Source organism: Gilliamella sp. Nev3-1 (assembly GCF_001690435.1).
GTDB lineage: Bacteria > Pseudomonadota > Gammaproteobacteria > Enterobacterales > Orbaceae > Gilliamella > Gilliamella apicola_C.
Map to the genome: position 1 here is coordinate 1 of NZ_LZHN01000024.1, position 21,828 is coordinate 21,828.

The window sequence follows — 21,828 nt, forward strand, 5'->3', positions numbered from 1 at the left end:
GATGTCTAAAGAAAAATTTGAACGTACAAAACCCCACGTTAACGTTGGTACAATCGGCCACGTTGACCATGGTAAAACAACTTTAACTGCAGCAATTACTTCTGTTCTTGCTAAAAAATACGGCGGTCAAGCTCGTGCATTCGATCAAATCGATAACGCACCAGAAGAAAAAGCACGTGGTATCACCATCAATACTTCACACGTTGAATACGATACACCAACTCGCCACTATGCGCACGTAGACTGCCCAGGCCATGCTGACTATGTTAAAAACATGATCACTGGTGCGGCACAAATGGACGGTGCTATCTTAGTCGTAGCAGCAACTGATGGTCCTATGCCACAAACTCGTGAGCACATCCTTTTAGGTCGTCAAGTAGGTGTTCCTTACATCATCGTATTTTTAAACAAATGTGATATGGTTGATGACGAAGAGTTATTAGAATTAGTTGAAATGGAAGTCCGTGAACTTCTATCTCAATACGATTTCCCAGGTGATGACACACCAGTAATCCGTGGTTCAGCGCTTAAAGCATTAGAAGGCGAAGCAGCATGGGAAGACAAAATTGTTGAATTAGCTGAAGCATTAGACAGCTATATTCCAGAGCCAGAGCGTGATATTGATAAACCATTCCTATTACCAATTGAAGACGTATTCTCAATTTCAGGTCGTGGTACAGTGGTAACTGGTCGTGTTGAACGCGGTGTAATCAAAGTGGGTGAAGAAGTTGAAATCGTGGGTATCAAACCAACAACTAAAACCACTTGTACTGGTGTTGAAATGTTCCGTAAATTACTTGACGAAGGTCGTGCGGGTGAAAACGTTGGTGTATTACTACGTGGTACAAAACGTGAAGAAATCGAACGTGGTCAAGTACTTGCAAAACCAGGTTCAATCACTCCACATACTGATTTTGAATCAGAAGTGTATATCTTAAGTAAAGATGAAGGTGGTCGTCATACTCCATTCTTCAAAGGTTACCGTCCACAGTTCTACTTCCGTACAACTGACGTAACAGGTACGATTGAATTACCAGAAGGCGTAGAAATGGTAATGCCTGGTGATAACATCAAAATGACAGTATCATTAATTCACCCTATCGCGATGGCTGAAGGTTTACGTTTTGCGATTCGTGAAGGTGGTCGTACTGTTGGTGCTGGTGTGGTTGCTAAAGTTATTAAGTAATCTGCCTGCTACTATAAAGAGTAACCAACTGTTACTCTTTACCATCAAACAAAAAGTGCACAGTGTGCACTTTTTGGATAACCGCTATTTATTTTATAAAAAAGATGTAACCTATTGTTTCAACTTCCGATAAAGCCAAAATCAGCTCTTTTCGAAAAGATCCCCTATTACCAAGATTAGCTATATTTATAATCAATCATAAATAAACATTAGTTGCTTTTCTAGTATTCTTTATTAACTTCGAATGATCGTGCGCTACCAACAAGCTAATTACCTCATTTTTCCGCTGCGTTCACTAAGCGTCCTTCGTGGTATGTCGATATAACTATTTTTCATAAATTATTAAGTTAAAATTGCCAACAAGCTAATAGCCCAAACCAGCTTTTTTCAACTTCTAACAAACGCTTGCTTATACTCGCATAAAGAAATGCATACACCAAAATCAACCTATTTTTAGCGCATCCTTAGCATCATAAAATTTTAGTTTTTATTTATGCTTAAGTATTTACGTTAAAATATATGTTGATTGATTATTAGCGTGCAAAAAAATTCTTCATGGAACAACAGCACACCGCCATAATTGCGTTGGAATTTTAGCGTTTCTTTCACTTTCACTGTTAGCGAAACATTCTACATATCATTCTATTTATATCATATTCAAAATGTTTTTATTCTTTACAAACGGCATAACCTTTCAAATGATCCTCAAGCATACCAATAAAACCATCATGATTATGTACAACATGGGAAATTAGCTTTCCGTCAACTACCTGTGAATCAGAGGTCCAGTATCTAGAGGTAAAATTAGGCGGAGCATAATATTCTTGCCATTCTGAATCAGGATAAGACGATTTTGTCGTCCATCCCCACTCACTAAAAATTGAATCACCTATTGCTCGAGTATAACTATTAGAATGAGTAAGTTTATCAAAACCTAATTTTGCGGTATCACCATCATATCGAGGAGAATTAGTTAATTGAGCACGACTCAACATATTTTGTAATCCTCCACAGTGTTGTTTCACAGTTTCAAATTCTCCGCTAAAATTTTGTGGCACCCCCCAAATAGAAGTTGGGTTAAAATGATAATCATGAATGACTGATGTATCTCTTTTTAAGATCGCTCTTACTGTAACACGCCCCGAAGGCTTATTATTCAGTTTTACTATACCATCTTGATCAATAGAAACGGCTCCACCTGAATTACTCACCACTTGGTAACGATAGTCTGTTTGAGCCCTCATCATAACTAACTGAAATTTTGCACCTGGAAACCCTGTTGTTGGGAAAGTGCTTAATGAAACTGTAGGTTTTGCTTTAAAACCATAATTTGGTACATAATCCTGAGTATAACCACCACCCACAAGTGGATGTCTACTGGAATATTCGGGCCGATTAAAATAATAGGCGCCAGTTGCTAAATCCATTCCAATCCATTGATATTCTGGGTGAACAATTGTGGAATTTGGTTTTGCATAACAAATTTGTGATATGGGCGCTATCTGATACGTTTTGGCTAGAGCAATAGGTTCACTTTCTTTTGGGATCCCATACGCTGAATACGTTTTGACATTAGTTTTAATGATGAGTTTTAATGGCATTGCATAACCACTGCCACAACCTATGATTTTTTTCTTATCATCACCCTCTATCCGTTTTCCTGTATTGTCATACCACCAATAATAGGTCGTTTCTAATTTAAACGGAACGCTCGGATCGGCATTATCGCCATCAATATCACGGTAATTTTTCACTTTATCCAAATTCTTGGAATCATATTTTGAAATAGTAAAATCATTAAACGTTAAATTGCCGTCAAACTCTTTAATTTCACTCGCTTTTATATTACCACTGGCTTCACTATAAAAAATACCATTCACCGTAAAACCTTGCTTATCTGCACTGGATAACGCGATAACCTCAGGCGCATTGCCTATAATAACATGAGTTGTGGTCGCACTAAGTGCCGAATGAGCATAGCTAGAAATCACTAGTTGTGAGAATAAAAACAATGTTGTTTTTTTAGTTAGTTTAGGCTTCAAGCTTGTGAAAAACGACGTCGCTTTAGTCGTAAGGTTTGGTAACCTAAATGAGTTAGGTTTAAAAACTCGGATTTTGTGATTATTTGAGAGATTTAAGGCATAAAACTGACATGCCTGATGCCTGATGCCTGATGCCTGATGCCTGATGCCAAAGATGATACTGCATTTTGTACCGCCCGTCAATTAAATTTTTGTTTTCTTTCACTTTTTTAGAATCATCTGCTCACTTGATGAGCTTTTTTAATCGATAAAAGTATAACTGCAAAAAAAAATCTTGGCTAGTGCTTTGGGTGCTTTTTTGTAAAAAAATAGAAAAAAGAAGCCGATTTGTTCTTTTGTATTTTCGTGATTTTTCTAGTATTAGGATAGGTTAAAATAGCTGTATTTTGAGTATTTTAAATTTTGCTGGTAAAAAAAGTTATTGATAACAACAAATGCTAAAACACCTAAAACAACATAATTTACAAAATAAGTTTATTTTCCGTTTAAAAATCAGTCAGAAAACCCATTGATTTTATTGAAGTTTTTATTTTGGCATTTTAATAATAAAATCAAATGTTTATGTAAAGTTACAATCAATCCATCCGCTGTGCTTTTCCCATTTTTTTTAAAAAGACTTGCTGTTGTACAAATAGTTCATACAAAGTAATTTCGTGATAATCAATCTGATGTTGCTTGGCAATTTGTTGAATAATTTTCGTCAGGTGTTGATAGTGACGATGGCTGAAACCAGGATATATATGGTGAGTTAGATGTAAATTTAATCCACCTAACCAATATTCTAAAATGGGAAACTTTAATCGCCAATTAAGCGTAGTATTAAATACATGTTGTATCGAACCATGTGGCATAAGACCAAGTTCGGGCGCTTGATAAAAAGTCGCTTTTGCCCAGTGGGTGCCAAGAATCAGTATGACAAAAATCAGTGAAGCAAAAAATTGACTTAAACCATAGACAATGAGAATAAACCATAAACTAAATTGAGGACAAATATATATTGGAATAACAATAGCCAAACTAACATGTAAAGCCTTAATAACCAAAAAGGCAAACCAACCAACTATGCCATGATGGGTAAATTTGTTTTTATTAAAATTTAAGCCTAACCGATCTTGCCAATCAAACCACCAAATAATTGCAGGAAAGGTCATTCCTGCCACTAATGGCCAGTAATAATGCTGATAACGCATAAACCAATGGTGCACTTGGAAAGGTGTTTGCCTAAGCACGCCATTATACTCAATATCTAGATCATAATGTTCAATATTAGTAAAAGGATGATGCTGCACAACATGACGAATACGCCAGCATTCTGGATCAATCCCAAGTGGAATGGTAATTAGTCGATTAAGCCAAGTATTTGCGTTGCTTGATTTAAAAAATACATTATGTGATGCGTCATGCACCACATTAACCGCTAATAGTAGGGCGAGCGAACTAAACATAAAATAGCAAAGAGAGAATAGATATGCTGATTGTTGAAAAAGCGCGCAACAGTAAAATCCTATACACAGAACTAAGAGTAAACCTAACTTTAAATACATGCCACTATTTGCATAACGATGATCATTTTGGGAAAGTAAATAATCTTTTGCTGCCGTATTTAATGCTTCTCGCAATAATATATCTTGCTCATTACTAAACCGTAGTGTGGGATGTTGTGATTGTGGTTGCGGCTGTGATTGTGGCTTTTGCATTAGTCTGACTCTGAATAGGAAGTTTGTTTATTCGGATTTTGTGCCATTTTACGGATAAATTGTTGCTGTTGAGTGAGTAACTCAAGATAGCCTAACCTGCGATAAGGTAATTGATACTTTTGTGCTAATCGTTCAACAATTAGCATTAATGCTGGATAGTGGCGATGGCTCCACCCAGGAAACAGATGATGAGTAAGATGTAAATTTACCCCACCTAATAATTCGTTAAATATTTTGGGGGATGGGTACCAGTCACAACAGGTAGTAAATTGCTGGTAATACCAACCATGCTCTATTTTGCCATCTTTGGGTGCTGTATAAAATGCAGGATCGACCCAATGTGTCCCTAAGAGTAAGCATACAACAATTAAAGATGAAAGCATTTGTGTGATAAGATAAACCGATAGTACACCATACCAGCTAATATCCGCCGAAGATAAAATAAGTATCGGTAGCATTAGGGCTATGATGAAATGCAAAATTTTGCTACCTAAAAATAACCCCCATCCTGTGAGACTGGTTAAGTTTTTTTTGTCTGATGCTAGCGCAGTTTTACCTAATTGATCAGACCAATCAAATACCCAGGCAATATAAGGTAATGATAACCCAGCAATAAAAGGCCAATAAAACGACTGAAATCGCATGTGTGGGTACCATTTTTGAAATGGCGATTGGCGAAAGACACCATTCTCTTCCATATCAAGATCGTATTTGTCGATATTAGGATAAATATGATGATAATCAACATGCCTAACTTGCCAATAATGTGGATCAATACCCAAAGGTAATGTCACCAATCGCCCAAAAATGCGATTTGCTAGTCGAGTTCGAAAAAAAACATTATGGCAAGCATCATGTTGTGCATTAATATTGGCTAGCATGGCTGACATAACAAAACCAAAATAATAAAGCGCAAATAACCCGATAGTCACTTGATGTAAGCTGAAGAAATAACATACAGCACAAAGGAATAATAATAAGAAATTCTTAAACAATAATGAGCTATTAGCAAAACGATGATCGCCTTTTTGAGCCAAATAAGCTTCAGCTTCTGCCATTAATTCTTGATGAAATGGTTCATCATTATTGGTGTAGTGCAACTTAGGTGATGGTTTAGTTGGCATGATATTTTCCTATAAGCCACGTAACATAAGTGATTGAGCCATGTATTGTCATCAAGCCTGCAAATAATAGCCAGTAAAATGGTGGCCATTGCCAAAAGATGGCAAAAAATAGAGGGATCAACCAGCACAAGACAAACCAACTAACTATTCCCCAGTGTTTGCCTTCCGCCATGCCTCCTAAGGCAATACTACCCAATACCAAACAGCCAAATAATAGATACTGCGTCATGGTAACATTATGGTAACCGTAGCCATAATCATAGACGTAGCTTAATACCAAGCCAAATAGAAATAAGCCACCACTCACTAATAAACCATGCGGTAAGCGATAACGGGATAAACTAGGGGAATAAGGAATGTTGAATAATGCCATAAAAGGTAACATGCTAGCCCAAAAAGGGTTTTGTGACATAATGCCATGGCTACCATAGGTAATCGTTTTATCGACAGGCGTTGTTTCAAACGTACCGAAAAACTTATCCCAGAATATAAATGACCCTGAAAAATTATGATTAGCATAATAATAGTCTTTAAGATGATGGACTTTATGATGCGTTGGAGTAACCAAAATCTTTTCTAATATACCTAATTGTGGGGTAACAGCATTGTGATTAAAAAATTGAATCGAATAATGAAAGATCGACACGGCAATAAAAATTGGTGTTGGAACACCTGCAATAGCCAATAAGGCAAAAAATGGGATTGAAGTAAGCGATGAATACCACGAATTACGGATAGCTAAAGATAAATTAAAATGTTCGCCTTGATGATGCACCATGTGAATTGCCCACAATAGTGGTATTTTATGATGTAAACGGTGTTCCCAATAAAAACCAAAATCCCAAGCCAATAAGGTAAATATCCAAGTTAAAATGATCGGCACATGGATAAACAGATTAAAACTAAAATGCGTATAAAAAAAATGGTAGCAGACTAATTCAAGCCCACGAAACAACCAAAGCATTAAATGCCCTGAGTTTAAATTAAAAATAATATCAGACCAGTTAACGGTTACTTTTTTTATATATTGTAAAACGAAAGCTTCTGCAACAATCAAGATTAACATTATCACAAAAGGTAAAACTAAATCCAACATAATAAGATTCCTATTGTTCTAAATTTTGTTTAATTAAATAAGAAGATCCGTAACGCACACCATATCCCACCATCAACGCTAATGCGATCCCACCAAGAAAATCAACAAACAAGTGCCGCCTAAGTTGGATAATTGAAAAAGCAATTGCAATGCCCCACAATACCAATAATATATTACGCTGAGGATGACACTTATCTAAACTCCCCCAAATTGCAAGCAAGGTTAAAGTAATATGTAACGAAGGAAAGCAGTTAACAGGAACATCAATATCAATCAGTTTAGCTAATAGCCAAGAACTGATTGAAGTACCAGTATCGACAGGAAAATCCATCGAGGTCGGAAAAATAAGGTAACAAATCCCTGCAAGAAAGCCACTTAATATAAAACAGATAGACATCCAAAGTAAGCGATGATAAGGAGCGACTAAAAAACAAATTGGGATGATCAAAAAGAACGAAAGATAAAACCAAATAGCATGAGGTGTAAAGGCAATCGATTGGTCAATTATCGAAGGGGTAAGTAATGTCGGCTCGCCTTGTAGCTCACCCGCACTACGGTAAAATACCCCCACACTAAGCCATCCGAGCAATAAATAAGCTAATCGTATAAGACAAGACTTCATTAACTTCATTGGCTACCTCGCTCACGAATGATCCGCCGTCTTTTTTGTGCAAAGTCTTTGGGTAGTGTAACAACTGGCGTAAGCTTCCAGATTAGCGCGTCAACCTTGGCACCTTGTTGAATAAAATGAGCCGTTAATGCCTGCTGACACTGGCTTAACTGTTCTTTTGAGCAACTGCCAATGAGTTCAATACATTGATCGTTGTGCTGAATCAGGCGGTAATCACAGGTTAGCGGTAAGGTATTGGCTATTACTCGACTGCAATAATCAGCAAAAATGGTTAATGGTTTCCCATGTTGATCTGTTAATACAAGCTGATCATCACATCGTCCTTCAATATGTGAAATCGCCATTCCTTGCCAGCCACATTGGCATGGCGTTTGGCTACGAACTAAAATATCATCTAATTGATAACGTACGATAGGCTGCGTTTGACGAGTAAAATCGGTGATAATTGGCATAAAACGATCTTCATCTAACCAATGAGGTTCAATATAGATAAACTCTTCATTTAAATGCAAAGTGCCTAGTGGACAGGTTGCAGCAAGAAATCCTTCGGTGGCTTGATAAACTTCAGCGAGCTGATTAAACGCTTGTTTGATAAGTTTTTTATCTTGTTCTTCGAGCACTTCTGCGACAGATATGACTAAAATAGGATTGACAGTTAACTTGTCGTTGAGTTTTTCGGTTGCAAGAGCGCGCAGTACCTGTGCAGGGGCAATAATAATAGTTGGTTGATAGTCATCCAGCGATTGGATCTGTTGTTGAAAATTATCAAACAACCCGTAAAAACGAAAGGTCAATCGATGACTATTAGTACTATGATAAAGATGATTATCAGCTCTTAAAAACAGTGCAACACGTTCTTCTTTCCATAGCCCGCGTGGCAACATTTTTGCCAGCATGCCTCCAGCCCAAATTTGTTGTTCTTTTGGACTAACCACAAAAATCCCTCGTTGCCCTGAAGTTCCTGAAGATAATCCCACACTAAACTTACCCATTTTGGCGCTAAAATCGCGCTTTTGCTCGCTTTGTTGGGCTAATGCCAATAACGCTTGGCTATTAAGATTTGCGGTATTCATTTGATCAAAATTCGCCATCATCAATTGTTTGTTCATCAGTGGCCAAGTATCAAAGGGTTGTTCAATAAATCGACTAAAGTAAGGGCTTTTGCTTAATACACGCTGTTTAAATTTTTCTAATTGTTTACGTTGATATGCTTCAAGATCAGCTCGGCAGCTAAATGTTAAGCGTTTGGTGCGCCAATAATACCAAAGTATTTTTAGTAGCCTCATTGTTCATCCTCATGGCTTAAATAAATGGTAACATTAGGTTGATAAGAAAGTTGGTGTAGTTGATTAAGGGTTTGATGATAGGCGCGTGGATCGTCCATAATGAGTTGCGCCAAACGAGACGGCTTTTTTAACTCTTTATAATTAGCTTTAACCCATGCAGCATCGCTAGCCAAAAGTGTCCACCCCTCATCAGTCAAGATAAATGCGCCAATGTGACCAACTGCATGACCAGGTAAAGGCACTAAAATTACCTGCCTTTTGCTATTAGGTAAAATATAGCCATGCGTAAAAGGAGATAATTCAGGTGCTAAAGTGCAACACTCAAATTGTTCTAAAAAACTAACACGCTGTTCAAAATTATCAGGAATAAGATCGGGAACAAAACCTTGCTTAAGGGCAAAAAAGCCATGTAGCGGTTTGACCGTTTGCCAACCTTTTTGGGAACAAATAAAACGACTGTGAATAAAATCTTTCAATCCCGCAATATGATCACCATGAAAATGTGAGATAATCACATTTTGTATACTGGCAAGATCAATACCCAAAGTCACAAATTGCGCTTTTAATGATTCGTCTTGCTTTAGATAAACTGGGGTGGTTTTTTGATAAAGTTTGAATATGCCAGATTGGGTATATTGTTGAAAATAATCAGCATATCCAGTATCCCACAACCAGCGATAGCCATCAACCTCAATTAGCCAAGCACGTGCCGGAAACTGGCAAACATGAAATCCAGCCCCCCGCATAACCATACACGCAATATGAGTACAGTATCCAGCTTTAAATGGGATTATTTTAGCCATCTTATACCATTCCACTTTCCTGCAACCAGCGCGCTGTCAGCACAATGCTTTCATTAAGATCATATAAAGGTTGATAACCTAGACGTTTAATCGCCTGCTGTTGGCTTAAAGTCATATCAAAATATAATGTACCAACGCTATAACGCGTTAGTAGTGGTTCTTTATGAGTTAAAGCCGATACCCCCTCAAGCACAGTAGCGATACCGTAAAGTAGTGGATAAGGGAGTGAGCGAATTTTATAATCGAGTTGCAATTGATCAGTTAACAACGCCTTTAATAATTGATTAAGCTGACATGGTTGTTGATTGGTAATATTAAAGGCTTCACCCGACAATACTTGCTGCTGAGTTGAGGCCACAAATAAAGCATAAACTACATTTAGCACAAAGGTAAGATCCAAATAAGCTTGCCCTCCTGCTGGCAAATATAATATACCGCCAGTACGTTTTAATAATGCAAGCATACGAGGAATAATCACACGATCATGTGGTCCAAATATACCTCTCGGTCTTAATATTAGATAAACAGTTTCACGATAGCGTGTAACACATGTTTGAATATGCTGTTCGGCTTGATATTTGGTATCAGCATAATGATTAGCAAAGCGTTTAGCTTGATATTCTTCAGAAATATGATGGTGGGATTTAAAATCAAAATAGATCGATGGTGTGGATACATGAATAAAGCGCTTAATCCCAAGTTGACCTGCAATATCGGCTAATTGTGAGGTCACTAAAACATTAGCCTGATAAAACCATTCATAGTTACCCCAAGGGGATGATAACGCAGCACAATGCCAAACTATATCACAATCTCTCAATAATTGGTGATAATCCATTTTGCTCGCCGTGACTAAATCAAGCTGAGTAAACGTAGCACCTAGCGCAACAAGTTGCTTCCCCACCTCATTATTGCGCCCTGTTGCATGCACTTGATGACCTTGTTTAAGCAACCACTCAACTGCATTACGACCTAAACCACTGGTCGCACCAGTAACTAAAAATCTCATGGCAATAAAATCATTCCCCCTAAAGTAACCCCAGCAGCAGTACCTATTAACATGGCAGGTTTACCAGAATTAAATCGTTTAGTTATTATTGCTTCATGCAATGCACTAGGTATCGAAGCGGCCACTTGATTACCGCGAAAGCGGTAGATATCAATTAGCACGTCACTTGAAACATTAAGTCGTTTACGCATATGTTCCAAAGACAAATGGCTAGCTTGATGAGGAATAACCGTGGCAATATCGGCAAGAGTTAAACCAGCTCGATTTAATAAGCGAGCTAAATATGGCTCAATTAACGATGATACCAGTTTAAATAACGGCTTACCCTGCATATGGAAAAGGCAATCAGTTTCATCCATCCCTGTTCTAAGATTTCGGCGGCTACCTCCACCGCGAATTTCACATAGATCAATACCATCGGTATAAGTCTCTAACAAACAAGAAAGAATACCACTGCGACCATCACCTTGTTCGACAATAGCACAAGCAGCTCCATCACCAAAGATAAATGAAGATTCTTCATCTTGCCAATCTAACCCTCGTGAAGCCAAATCTGCCGAAACAATAGCGATTCGCTTATAAGCACCAGAATTTAATAGCCCAGCAGCAACTTGTAACGCACTAATAAAGCTCACACAACTGCCATTAACATCAAAGCAGGTAATATTTTTGGAAAGTGAACTGGCTTTTAGAATATGGGTTGCGGTATATGGTAGGGCTTGGATAGGAAGTGCACAAGCTGAAATTAATAAGTCAATCGATTTTGCGTCTATATCACAACGCATTATAGCATCATTAATCGCTTGGGCGGCTAAATCGGCTTGACTCAATTGCTGATCAGCGTGATAGCGATAAAGGATACCTGAACGCTTAAGCGAATAACCAGCAGGTTTATTCAGCCTTTTATCTAATTCGTCCGCATCAAGTTTATTTGGCGGTAAAGCAATACCGGTTGAAATAATTTTAATAGGGATTACCGTTTTGTTTAGCACTTCATTGTTTTTTAACAAAAGATATACTCCAAAAACTATCTTTTGCCAATTATTATAGTACTCTATTTAATTCTAATAAACTTTTTTTAAATTATAGGTTATTAGCAAACAAAGACTAATGTTTTGCCGATTTTTTAATTTTAAAACTAATTCCACTTAAGTTGTATAACTTGATAGTGTTAAGTACACTGCTGTTTTCATTTTCTCCCGCCTCTGAATTGTAGATTTTGAAAAAGATAGTGTAAATACCCCAAACTTAGTTCACAACTCACATTGAAAATTAAGCTACCTGTTTTAGTATTTTATATTCAATCGGTGCCATATTATTTAACGCCTTATGTGGTCTTTCAATGTTATTCGTTAACCCATCTTCGGTTATTCTCCTTGCTTATCCTAAGTTGTTAAAAAGATATAAATCGAGCAATTCAGTGCGATAAGTACGATTAAATCGTTCAATATAACCATTATTCTGACTATCATGATTTTTTAATCTGTTAAGTAAGCTGTTGTTTTAAATCATCCGGTAAAAATGCCTGAAAATAATCAATTCTGCCGTCATTAAAGGTTATTTTGATATTGCTATTTTGTTGTAGGGCAAATAAGGCAAGCGCTTGTGCTCGATATTGCTGGTTTTGTTTTTCAGCATAAACGAGGTTCGTTTGATATACTGAAATCTCTCGATAATTTAATGTTTGTAAAGATGGTAATTCAGCTAATCTTGCAATGGTTGAAAGCTCAATATTTGCATAGCATAACTCAAGCTGTTTAACCTTATTTAAAAGCCCACGATCTAAGCATTGGTTAAATAATGAATCCTCAATTGACCAGATAGATAGGTTATCGGCAAATATATCTTGTTTTGCCAATAAATCATCAAAGGTTTTAAAATCAAGACCTAAATCATCTCGAGGCACTAATAGTGAGACATAAGCATAATCATCCTCAATAATTGCACGACTGATCTGTTTTTGCTCGTTGAAATATAATTTTATGTTGCCTGAATGATCTGTTCCTGCATAATCTAAATAGCGAGATTCAATCCTTTTATATGCATTATTTTCCCACTCCAATAACCACTCTCTATCTCCGATTGTTTCGGTAATATCGATATGCTTTTCTTCGTACTTTCTTATCCGTCCTGTACCATCAGGATAATAACTAATATCTTTTACAATCCAACCGTTAATGCATAGAGATTCACCCAATAGGAATCCTGAAGAGTAATCATAAAATAAACCAGTAAAAGGTTTTCCTTGATAAGTATAAGGAATATCATTCATTTCATAATCAAAGTCACCGCTATGTAGCAATTCATAATCGACTTTTGGCTGACCGTTAGCCTCAAAAAAGCCGTAATCTCGACTACCTGTAATAACGCCATCGGTGATTTCGTATACCTGATAAAGCTGATTGTCACGATGATCATAAGCTTCGCCATTAAATGGCGTATCGTTATAAAAGTAGTAATTACTGCGCTTTTCTAGTTGATTGAGTTCTATTCTGACTATCATAATATGGATTCCTTAATTTTTTACTCTATTTAATCATCAACCCTTCCGGTTGGAATGTGAATGCCTTTTGATTTGGATAGAATACCACTACAGTGTCGGCAGGCCGGGAATGCTTTACCTTGCTCATATTCGGTTAAGCGAATGGTATACACTTCAATTTTGTCTAGATATTCTTCAACATTTTTCCCTTTTGCCTCTAATTGTTGAAATACATTATTGGTGGATAGCACTTCAGCATGCATTCCCGGCAAGCCATCAATTATACGAAACTGTTGATTATTATCAATAAATTCTCTAATTAATCGTTCAGTGATTGGATGCATTTCAGCAAAGGCTGGGGTAACATTAGGATATAAGCTACTCGAATCTTGATAAGACTTCTTCAATAACGTCATATATGCGTCTGCATCAATAAATCGGTAATAAGTTGCATCGATCGCTTCAACAAGTTTCACTCTACCATTTTTTAACTCTTTATAATATGGCACTTCTAAATTATAAAAATTGGCTTGCGAAACAATTCCTTCCACCTCACAACGGGTTTGAGCTAAAGCTACACGCTTTGTGATATCTTTAGGTTTCATTCCACTATTTTTTAAAGCATTTAACTCATCTTCTAACTCTTTCTGACCTTTCTTTTTATTTGCATGGTTGGTATAAACCGTAGTTTTACTTTCGGATTCACTTGTGTTCGATTTTCTTGTACCTGAATCTAAATCGGTTGTGTCGGTAATTGCCCTCTTTTTTTCATTTAATGATGAGCGCTCTTTACCTTTAGTTAAATTTTTATTCAATACTGTATCAAAATATTCACCCGGTACCGCTTTTGCTTTGTTTTCCATACTTAATAGTTCCCACTTTTGTGGGTATATAGCAGATAACATTTTTTTTACGCCGTTATCATCAGTAATTTGGGCTGAAAGTATTTTGCTATATTGCGTATCTTTTGTGTATGGCATTAAACTGGGGATCTCATCAGCAATATTTGATACCGTATTAGGCGAAGCAGGTAATACCTGATTTTGTGTTTCCACTCTATTGGGTACTGGGGATGACTCTGTTTTTTGGCTCGGTATGTTGCTTGGTATCTCAGAGAGCGAATTTTCAATACCCGGTTTTGGGAAATGTTCTTCACCTGAAATATATCGATCTATCTTTTCCAGGCTCATCGTGGTTTTAGAGGGAGACGGATCATTCTTTAATGCAGTAAGGTTTTTTTTGCTTCCGTGAATACTTACTGTGATAAGTACCCCATCAATAATGCCTCGCTTGATTAGTGCAGAGATTTTAGATAATTTGATATCGGCTGGTAGCGTTTTATTGTTCATCACCGAATAAACTGCTTCGGCTAGTTCTTCAGTTATCAAAATGCCTTGTAATGAATCTGCACTTATTTGACCTATTAATGTGATTTTAACGGCTTGTTTTTGGCTAAGATTGGTTAATAATAGTGTTTAATATTAATGTGTTATATTAGTTAAACCAGTAAGTGATAACGATTTAATGCTTTGGCTGAATAAGGGCTGTAAGCCATTCGATGCTTTATGAATAATAATTTATTAATCTATTAAATTTAAAATGATTTCATATTGAAACGGTATAGATTCATGAATATTTTTTACAAAAAATGATTGTATTTTTGTACCAATAAAATAGGAGGGATAATGTTTATATAAAATCCTTATATAAATAGTAAATCCATTCAAACAGCCAGGGGAAAGTAGAAAGTGTAATATGTCATTTAATCGTGAGGTATCATCCGTAAATATTGAGTGGTTACAAAGATAGGGGTTGAAGATTAACTGCTTGATATAATCAATATAATAAGGTGAGCGCATAAAGCGATTTTTGATAAAATGCCTTATGCGTTTTTAGTGAATTATTTTAATTATGAAGTGTAAACAACTCGGTGTTTTTCTACACTTTATTTCATTTGAAACAGTGACATACTTTGCATGGTCATAAAGGTATATTGCGCCGCTTGTAAATTAGCTTGTAGCATGACATATTCTGAGATTGTTTCGTACCAGTCAACATCTTCAAGCTGGCTAATTTGAGTTTGAAATTCAATATCTAATGTTTTACCTAGTGCGGTTAATCTATCAATTTCGGCCAATATCGAACCACCTTCTGCTCTCAGTGTTGAAATATTATTAAATGAATTGTCTATGCCGTGACGCGCTTTTGATAATCCATCCCTAAATTGTTGGACAGTCTCTTCATTGTCATAGTCTAAATCCATTTTTAACGCTTCAATTGCATAATCTATGCTTGCAAAAATATTACTTTCTGCGGGAGTTCCATCAGCTTGTTTAACATTTGCTCCCGTCATGAATACTTCAATGCCTGTAAAACTGAGTGCGATTTCTCGTGAGTCATCAATAAAAACGTTAACCGATGTTGTGCCGCCTACGTAACTCACTTCGCCAGATTCGTTTACAACAAAAGGTGGGGTGTCGTTTTTCTTGCCAGCAAAAAGGTAGTTGCCATTAGTATCTTTTGAGTTGGCTAATGATAACAGTTGATCTTTTAAAGCTTGTAATTTGTTGGCAAGATCTAATCTGTTTTCTTCATTTAATGTTTCGTTTGCTGCATAAATCAATGTTTCTTGAATTGTTTGGATAACGGTATTGGTTTCCGCTAAAATCGTTTCTTGACGGCTAAGTAATTTATCGGCGCTTTCACGGGTTGCTTGAAACTGTTCATTTTGCGCTTGAGCTTGTTTTATTATCAATGATTGTGATGCGCCCATTGGATCATCAGACGGCGATAAGATCTTTTTGCCCGTGGCTAAATGCAAACCAGATTTTTGCCATCGGCTATTGGTATTTAAAATACTTTGTAAGTTTTTTTGATAAAGTGAGTTTGTACTAAGGCGCATTTTTTATCCTTTTATCATTTAGTTAAACCTAAAATGGTATCAAATATTGTTGTTGCCGCATCTATCACTTTTGCATTAGCTTGGTAATACTGCATATATACCTGCATAGAGATATATTCTTCTTCAATATTCACTCCGGATATAGATTGATTTTGTTCATAAATTTGCTGAGTAATATTTTTGCTTGATTGGGCAGATATTTTAGCCGTTTGGGTTTCACTGCCAATATAATTGACTAAACTTGTGTAAGCACTTTTTAAGGTTGTTGTACCATTAACCAGCTTTTCATTTTGAATTTCTAGTAATTTGGCAACATTACGATTATCGCCTGCGCCATTTTCTTCATCATTAATACCCGTTGCGAGTTTATTAACGTCTTTGATTTGTAATTGTAATGATGAGGCAATATCGGCAACGGGTTTTATCATAAACGAGTCACCAGGCATTGCATTGCCATTGATCTCAATACAAAGCCCATCAAAAATTAACTTACCATCTTCAATTTCTGGTGTGATTTGTTTATGATCAGATAATCGGGTAACAACCCAATTGTCACCATCAAATTCAATTTTATAATCAGAAGCTTTTACGTCGCAAACTGAGTTAAATTCGATTTTTGCCGAGGCATTACCTTGATTTTTTATATTGGTTATACAACTAGGGGGATTGTAGTCAAATAACTTTTCACCCTGATTACCATTAATATCAACGCCTGACATATGCACTTCATTAAAACGTTCCGCCAAATTTAAGGCAATTAAACCTAATTGATTACGAGCTTCAGTTAATGGCCCGTCACGAAAAGTTAATAATCCGTTTAATGTGCCTGATATAATATTTTGGCTAGTCAGCTCTTGCGTTGCACCTGAATGATGCGTATAAATAATGGTATTTAATGTAGGATCGTCTTGCGATGGTTGTACCGATAATAGGTTAATCGAAGAGCCTTGGACTAAATTCAAGCCATTAGCAAGTGAAAGGTTATATTGCCCATTTTGTTCAGTAACGGTTATGCCAACGATTTCGCTTAATTCATTAACTAATTGATCGCGTTGGTCAAGCAATGCATTGGGTTCAAGCCCATTTCCCACCGCCTGTAAGTGTGAAATCTTTTGATTAAGTTCGGCAATTTGCTGAGTATAAGTATTAACCTTATCAATATTACTGCTTAATTCGGTATTCACATTGGCAATTTGATTTTTTAGGTTTTTTTCTGTTTTATTAAATTGATTCGTCAATGAGGTTAGATCGCTAATAACGGTTTGCTTTGTAGCAGCATCACCTGCATTTGAAGCAAGCTTCTTTAAGCTAGCAAAGAGGTTATTGAATTGTGATGAAATGCTATTATCATTTTCTGCTAATAAATTATCTACCTTCGATAATTCATTATAATAAGCTTTAATCGATCCATCTTGCGATTGTGATTGACGTAGCTGTCCTACAACAAAATGGTTAAAGGCGCGATTAACGGATGATACTGAAACACCATTACCCACAAAACCAAAACTATGTTGAGTTCCATTTGCTTGACGTAAAACTTGCTGTTGGCGATTGTAACCGATTGTATGGGCATTACTAATATTATTACTTATCACATTAAGCATATTTTGCGCTGCATTTAATCCACTAATTCCCGTATTCATCAATGAATTTGTCATAAAAACTCCTAAATATAATATATAGTTTCAGTTAATAACGTGATTATTAAAAGAAAGGGCTGTTTTCTATATCGGCGCAATTTCTCAAAACTTTAATGATTTTTTCAACCCATTAATGGATAGTTTGTCTGATTTCACTATCCAAAAGGTAATGTGTTTTGATTTTTGAAATTATTTGACTATTTGATTATTGCTCGATAATGGTTTTTGATTGTTTTAAAAAATCAGTACCTGTCATGTTATTTTCATTTTCAATATATTGTTGGGCATTTTTATTCAAAATTAAGATACTAATGCGACGATTGGCATCTTTGCTGTAGTTAGGATTGTTTAAGCTTACTGTATCAGCTAACGCAATAATGCGAATAATCTTATTGGAATCTAAGCCACCAGCAATGAGTTCTCTTCTTGATGCATTGGCTCTATCCGCCGATAATTCCCAATTACTATAACCACGATCCCCTGTTATATATTGCCGCTCATCGGTATGGCCAGATAAAGTGATTTTATTCGGTAATGAATTAATAATAGGTGCTAGTGCATGCAAAATTTCTTGCATATTGGGATCAATGGATGTACTACCAATACCAAACATGGGTTTATCATCGAAAGCTAAAATTTGAATCCGTAATCCCAGCTCAGTTAATTCAATAATAAGATTAGGCGCTAAGCTTTTAAGGCGATTATCTATCTCAAACGTTTCATAAATTTTACGTGCAGCTTCAAGAAGTAGATTTCTTTCAATATGTAGCTGTTCATATTCATTTTGTAATGCATTTAACATATGGGTTTTTTCTTCGCCGATTTGTTTACTCACATCATCGCCACCACCAGGGATCGGGCTTTCACTGTCGCTAATATTTTTCCCGCCATTGTAGCCAAGAATTAAGGGCGTTCTAAAGTATTCAGCAATACCTTTTAATTCTTGGGGCGTTGATGTAGAAATTAGCCACATAACTAAAAATAGCGCCATCATTGCGGTCATAAAGTCGGCGTAAGCGATTTTCCACGAACCGCCATGATGCCCGCCGCCGTGCCCCGATTTTTTTCGGACAATTATTCTTACAGACTTATCTTTCATTATTAATTATTTTCATTTGGATTAGTGTTTTTGTCTTTAACTTCTTGTATGTATTGTTCTAATTCAAAAAATGATGGTCTTTCATGAGAGAAGAGTGTTTTTCGGCCAAATTCAATACAAATTTGAGGAGCATAATCATGCATACTGGCAATAAGAATCACTTTGGTGCACTCTAACATTTTGACCACGTCAGCGTTTCTTTGCTTCAATAAGGCTGCTAGCGGTGACACGAAACCATAGGCAAGTAAGATCCCTAAAAAAGTTCCCACCATCGCATGGGCAATAAGTTCTCCAAGTTCACTTGCTGGTCGATCTGCTTGCGCTAGGGTATTAATGACACCCATGACCGCGGCAACAATACCAAATGCCGGTAAACCATCACCAATACTTGAAATGGCATCAACGGGTTTTTCGAGTTCATGAACGAAGGTTTCAATTTCTTCGCTCATGAGTGTTTCGATCTCAAATACATCCATATTGCCACTAATCATAAGTCGTAAATAATCAGTGATAAAGTCACAGATTCTAGGGTTAGCTAAAATCTGTGGATAGGCTTTAAATAATTCACTTTCATGCGGATTATCAATATCAGCCTCAATGGATAATCCTCCACTTTGTCGGATCTTCGTTAATACGCTGTACATTAAATTAATTAATGTTAAATAAAGCGCTTTATTATATTTAGAGGTTTTAAATAATTGTCCTAAAGATTGCAGCGTGGCTTTGATGACTTTCTTTTCATTACTGACAATAAAAGCACCAACTGCTGCGCCTCCAATAATTAACAATTCGAGTGGTTGAAACAGCACAGCTAAATAACCGCCACTTAGCACATAACCAAGTAGGGCCGAGGCGATAACGACAATATAACCTATAATGATTAGCATTGGTTTTTTTCTTTCTCCATAAAATAACAGCTAAATTGCTTTAATACTTATTTTTAATACTTATTTAAGCAGTGATCTGTCTAGTAGTTGATGAATTTAAATAACTTGGTCTTGATAACACTTTCATGCATCTTTCGTCATTTTCTTTTTGGGTTTTATTATTTTTATCCGCTCTTGATGGTGGTTGACATAAGCTACAAGTAAAAGTATTTCGAGGATGATAAGCATGAGTAATAAAAAGCCCACGGCATTCCGTGCAACAGGATTGTTGCATCACCTTTTTTTCGACAAATTTGACTAAAATCCAAGCTCTAGTCAGCCCTAAAACAGGTTCTTCTTTATGCGAACATTGACATTGTTCTAAATAAAGTTGATAAGCTTTTAAAATAGTTTGAATGCCTGACTTGAGCCCATTTCTCACTAAAAACGCATAAGCATTATAAAATATACTGGCATGAATATTGGGTTCCCAAGTCATAAACCACGATGTTGAAAAAGGCAATAAACCTTTAGGCGGTGGGCAACCTTGAATCTCTTTATACAGTTTTATCAGTTTATTTCGGCTTAAATTAGTTTCGCTTTCTAACATTTGAATTCTGCCACCAAGGGAAATTAATTTGATAGCGAGTTGGGTTTCTTTATATTTTTGAATAATACTTGTACCTGTCATCATCATTCCTTAGCTACTTATTGATTGAATCTAATAGCAAACTTGATAAAAGAATTCCTGTATGCATCTGTTTTATATCTCTGACGCGCGATTCTTCTGTTAGCTTTTTCATCATTTCTGCATTTTCAAATCTTAGCTGAAATATGAGCTGATTGGTTTCGGATAAAACTAACATCTGAGCAGTACTTAAATGGCTAAGTATGTCAGCGGTTTGTTCATCAATACCTAATCGATACATTGCCATTACTTTATCTTTCTCAAGCATACGCTGGCTTAACAGTAGTGTTGAAAGATTTAAATGATGTATGCATTTAAGAATATCGTCATCTAGTGTGTTTCCCAATTTAGTCACCAACCTATATCTGTTTTTTCGCATAAAAAAACGAAAATTAGTAAAATTAAAGTTAAATATTTTTTTGCGCCTAAAGTTACATTTTTAAATGCGAAAGGTCAATAAAAAAATCATTTCAATTTATTTTCGATTGATTACGATTTATTTAAATTTTTTTCTATTTCTTCTAACAAGAAACTTTACTTTGTATTCTTTTTATTGCTTGGCTATGCAATTGGCTTACTCTTGATTCACTAATATTCATTACCTTACCAATCTCTTTTAAATTAAGATCTTCTTGGTAATAAAGCGCTAGGACAAGTTTTTCCTTTTCTGGTAGATTTTCAATTTGTTGGTTAATAATGGTGTAATTTTCATCGCTGATAATTGCCGAAAAAGGATTGTTATCCTCGCCATGCTCAATGATGGCATCAATGTTATCTCCTAACTTTAGTTGGATCTCATCAAATGAGCATATCTGGCTATAATTCGAATCTAATAAAATTTTATGATATTCAGTAAGGGATAATTGCAAATACTCGGCGATCTGATGATCGTTAGGAGTGATGCCTAATGTTTTCTCTAATTCATTGATTGCCGCTGTGACATCTTTTATTTTTTTGCGAGTTTGTCTTGGTAACCAATCTCGGCTACGTAGCTCATCTAACATTGCCCCTTGTATCCTTGGAATAGCAAAGGTCGCAAAAGTATTACCTTGAGTGGCATCATAACGTTTGATTGTATCTAATAAACCGATATAGCCAACTTGTAATAAATCGTCTAGCTCAACCGTTGTCGGCAAACGAACTGCTAATTTTAAAGCTTCATTACGTACCAAATGAATATATTGTTTCCAATCGATTTGGTTTATTACACCATATGAGTTATATAAGCTATCATCCATTTTTTGAACCAATGTTAAGAAAAATGCCGAATAGTATTA

General features: G+C 36.1%; 19 protein-coding genes and 1 pseudogene. 1 reads left to right on the forward strand and 19 read right to left on the reverse strand.

Annotation, left to right across the window (positions count from 1 at the left end):
* The first annotated feature begins 1 nt into the window (after position 1).
* Positions 2-1,186 carry an elongation factor Tu gene (gene tuf, locus A9G40_RS04505; RefSeq protein WP_065582082.1) on the forward strand — a complete coding sequence of 395 codons (1,185 nt, stop codon included), beginning with the start codon at positions 2-4 and terminating at the stop codon, positions 1,184-1,186.
* A gap of 668 nt (positions 1,187-1,854) precedes the next feature.
* Here the strand turns inward: tuf and A9G40_RS04510 are convergent.
* From A9G40_RS04510 to A9G40_RS04595, 19 genes and pseudogenes are all read right to left on the reverse strand, one after another.
* The gene (locus A9G40_RS04510; protein ID WP_141675189.1) at positions 1,855-3,198 is read right to left on the reverse strand and encodes a hypothetical protein; all 1,344 of its coding nucleotides are present in this window, start codon (positions 3,196-3,198) and stop codon (positions 1,855-1,857) included.
* Between the two features lie 605 nt (positions 3,199-3,803).
* Positions 3,804-4,925, reverse strand: a complete 1,122-nt coding sequence (locus A9G40_RS04515) for a fatty acid desaturase family protein (RefSeq protein WP_065582084.1) — start codon at positions 4,923-4,925, stop codon at positions 3,804-3,806.
* Complete coding sequence (locus tag A9G40_RS04520; RefSeq protein ID WP_065582085.1) at positions 4,925-6,049, reverse strand: fatty acid desaturase family protein; 1,125 nt, start codon at positions 6,047-6,049, stop codon at positions 4,925-4,927. Before A9G40_RS04520 ends, A9G40_RS04515 begins: the two co-directional genes overlap by 1 nt.
* Positions 6,039-7,145, reverse strand: a complete 1,107-nt coding sequence (locus A9G40_RS04525; protein ID WP_065582086.1) for a sterol desaturase family protein — start codon at positions 7,143-7,145, stop codon at positions 6,039-6,041. Before A9G40_RS04525 ends, A9G40_RS04520 begins: the two co-directional genes overlap by 11 nt.
* Positions 7,146-7,155: 10 nt before the next feature.
* Complete coding sequence (locus A9G40_RS04530; protein ID WP_218057820.1) at positions 7,156-7,776, reverse strand: phosphatase PAP2 family protein; 621 nt, start codon at positions 7,774-7,776, stop codon at positions 7,156-7,158.
* Positions 7,773-9,062, reverse strand: coding sequence for a F390 synthetase-related protein (locus tag A9G40_RS04535; protein WP_065582087.1), 1,290 nt, complete (start codon positions 9,060-9,062; stop codon positions 7,773-7,775). Before A9G40_RS04535 ends, A9G40_RS04530 begins: the two co-directional genes overlap by 4 nt.
* Positions 9,059-9,865 carry an MBL fold metallo-hydrolase gene (locus A9G40_RS04540; RefSeq protein WP_065582088.1) on the reverse strand — a complete coding sequence of 269 codons (807 nt, stop codon included), beginning with the start codon at positions 9,863-9,865 and terminating at the stop codon, positions 9,059-9,061. The genes A9G40_RS04535 and A9G40_RS04540 overlap by 4 nt, the downstream gene beginning before the upstream one ends.
* Position 9,866: 1 nt before the next feature.
* Positions 9,867-10,874 carry an NAD-dependent epimerase/dehydratase family protein gene (locus A9G40_RS04545; protein WP_065582089.1) on the reverse strand — a complete coding sequence of 336 codons (1,008 nt, stop codon included), beginning with the start codon at positions 10,872-10,874 and terminating at the stop codon, positions 9,867-9,869.
* Positions 10,871-11,884, reverse strand: a complete 1,014-nt coding sequence (locus A9G40_RS04550; protein WP_218057940.1) for a 3-oxoacyl-[acyl-carrier-protein] synthase III C-terminal domain-containing protein — start codon at positions 11,882-11,884, stop codon at positions 10,871-10,873. Before A9G40_RS04550 ends, A9G40_RS04545 begins: the two co-directional genes overlap by 4 nt.
* A 262-nt stretch (positions 11,885-12,146) precedes the next feature.
* Positions 12,147-12,341 (reverse strand): annotated as a pseudogene (locus A9G40_RS15440) (integrase core domain-containing protein); the annotation flags it as partial.
* A gap of 19 nt (positions 12,342-12,360) precedes the next feature.
* Positions 12,361-13,377 (reverse strand): hypothetical protein, encoded by a 1,017-nt coding sequence (locus A9G40_RS04555; protein ID WP_065582090.1) that lies wholly within the window; start codon positions 13,375-13,377, stop codon positions 12,361-12,363.
* 29 nt (positions 13,378-13,406) lie between these two features.
* Entirely contained in the window at positions 13,407-14,744 is a 1,338-nt protein-coding gene (locus A9G40_RS04560) for a YwqJ-related putative deaminase (protein ID WP_065582091.1), read from the reverse strand.
* 557 nt (positions 14,745-15,301) lie between these two features.
* Positions 15,302-16,258, reverse strand: coding sequence for a flagellar hook-associated protein FlgL (flgL, locus tag A9G40_RS04565; protein WP_065582092.1), 957 nt, complete (start codon positions 16,256-16,258; stop codon positions 15,302-15,304).
* A gap of 14 nt (positions 16,259-16,272) precedes the next feature.
* Positions 16,273-17,916 carry a flagellar hook-associated protein FlgK gene (flgK, locus tag A9G40_RS04570; RefSeq protein WP_065582093.1) on the reverse strand — a complete coding sequence of 548 codons (1,644 nt, stop codon included), beginning with the start codon at positions 17,914-17,916 and terminating at the stop codon, positions 16,273-16,275.
* 187 nt (positions 17,917-18,103) lie between these two features.
* Positions 18,104-18,997: a flagellar motor protein MotB gene (gene motB / locus A9G40_RS04575; protein ID WP_065582094.1), complete on the reverse strand. Its 894-nt coding sequence runs from the start codon at positions 18,995-18,997 to the stop codon at positions 18,104-18,106.
* Positions 18,998-18,999: 2 nt separating this feature from the next.
* Positions 19,000-19,884 (reverse strand): flagellar motor stator protein MotA, encoded by an 885-nt coding sequence (gene motA / locus A9G40_RS04580; protein WP_065582095.1) that lies wholly within the window; start codon positions 19,882-19,884, stop codon positions 19,000-19,002.
* Between the two features lie 64 nt (positions 19,885-19,948).
* Positions 19,949-20,554 (reverse strand): flagellar transcriptional regulator FlhC, encoded by a 606-nt coding sequence (gene flhC / locus A9G40_RS04585; protein ID WP_065566402.1) that lies wholly within the window; start codon positions 20,552-20,554, stop codon positions 19,949-19,951.
* Between the two features lie 13 nt (positions 20,555-20,567).
* On the reverse strand, positions 20,568-20,897 hold the full coding sequence (gene flhD / locus A9G40_RS04590; protein WP_065566401.1) for a flagellar transcriptional regulator FlhD: 330 nt from the start codon (positions 20,895-20,897) through the stop codon (positions 20,568-20,570).
* A gap of 175 nt (positions 20,898-21,072) precedes the next feature.
* A complete protein-coding gene (locus A9G40_RS04595; RefSeq protein WP_065582096.1) occupies positions 21,073-21,789 on the reverse strand; it encodes an RNA polymerase sigma factor FliA in 717 nt (238 codons plus the stop codon).
* Positions 21,790-21,828: the final 39 nt, after the last annotated feature.

Bases quoted from the DNA above. Each gene is read 5' to 3' on its own strand.
- tuf (WP_065582082.1), top strand. From the start codon at position 2: ATGTCTAAAGAAAAATTTGAACGTACAAAACCCCACGTTAACGTTGGT.
- A9G40_RS04515 (WP_065582084.1), bottom strand. From the start codon at position 4,925: ATGCAAAAGCCACAATCACAGCCGCAACCACAATCACAACATCCCACA.
- A9G40_RS04520 (WP_065582085.1), bottom strand. From the start codon at position 6,049: ATGCCAACTAAACCATCACCTAAGTTGCACTACACCAATAATGATGAA.
- A9G40_RS04525 (WP_065582086.1), bottom strand. From the start codon at position 7,145: ATGTTGGATTTAGTTTTACCTTTTGTGATAATGTTAATCTTGATTGTT.
- A9G40_RS04530 (WP_218057820.1), bottom strand. From the start codon at position 7,776: ATGAAGTTAATGAAGTCTTGTCTTATACGATTAGCTTATTTATTGCTC.
- A9G40_RS04535 (WP_065582087.1), bottom strand. From the start codon at position 9,062: ATGAGGCTACTAAAAATACTTTGGTATTATTGGCGCACCAAACGCTTA.
- A9G40_RS04540 (WP_065582088.1), bottom strand. From the start codon at position 9,865: ATGGCTAAAATAATCCCATTTAAAGCTGGATACTGTACTCATATTGCG.
- A9G40_RS04545 (WP_065582089.1), bottom strand. From the start codon at position 10,874: ATGAGATTTTTAGTTACTGGTGCGACCAGTGGTTTAGGTCGTAATGCA.
- A9G40_RS04555 (WP_065582090.1), bottom strand. From the start codon at position 13,377: ATGATAGTCAGAATAGAACTCAATCAACTAGAAAAGCGCAGTAATTAC.
- flgL (WP_065582092.1), bottom strand. From the start codon at position 16,258: ATGCGCCTTAGTACAAACTCACTTTATCAAAAAAACTTACAAAGTATT.
- flgK (WP_065582093.1), bottom strand. From the start codon at position 17,916: ATGACAAATTCATTGATGAATACGGGAATTAGTGGATTAAATGCAGCG.
- motB (WP_065582094.1), bottom strand. From the start codon at position 18,997: ATGAAAGATAAGTCTGTAAGAATAATTGTCCGAAAAAAATCGGGGCAC.
- motA (WP_065582095.1), bottom strand. From the start codon at position 19,884: ATGCTAATCATTATAGGTTATATTGTCGTTATCGCCTCGGCCCTACTT.
- flhC (WP_065566402.1), bottom strand. From the start codon at position 20,554: ATGACAGGTACAAGTATTATTCAAAAATATAAAGAAACCCAACTCGCT.
- A9G40_RS04595 (WP_065582096.1), bottom strand. From the start codon at position 21,789: ATGGATGATAGCTTATATAACTCATATGGTGTAATAAACCAAATCGAT.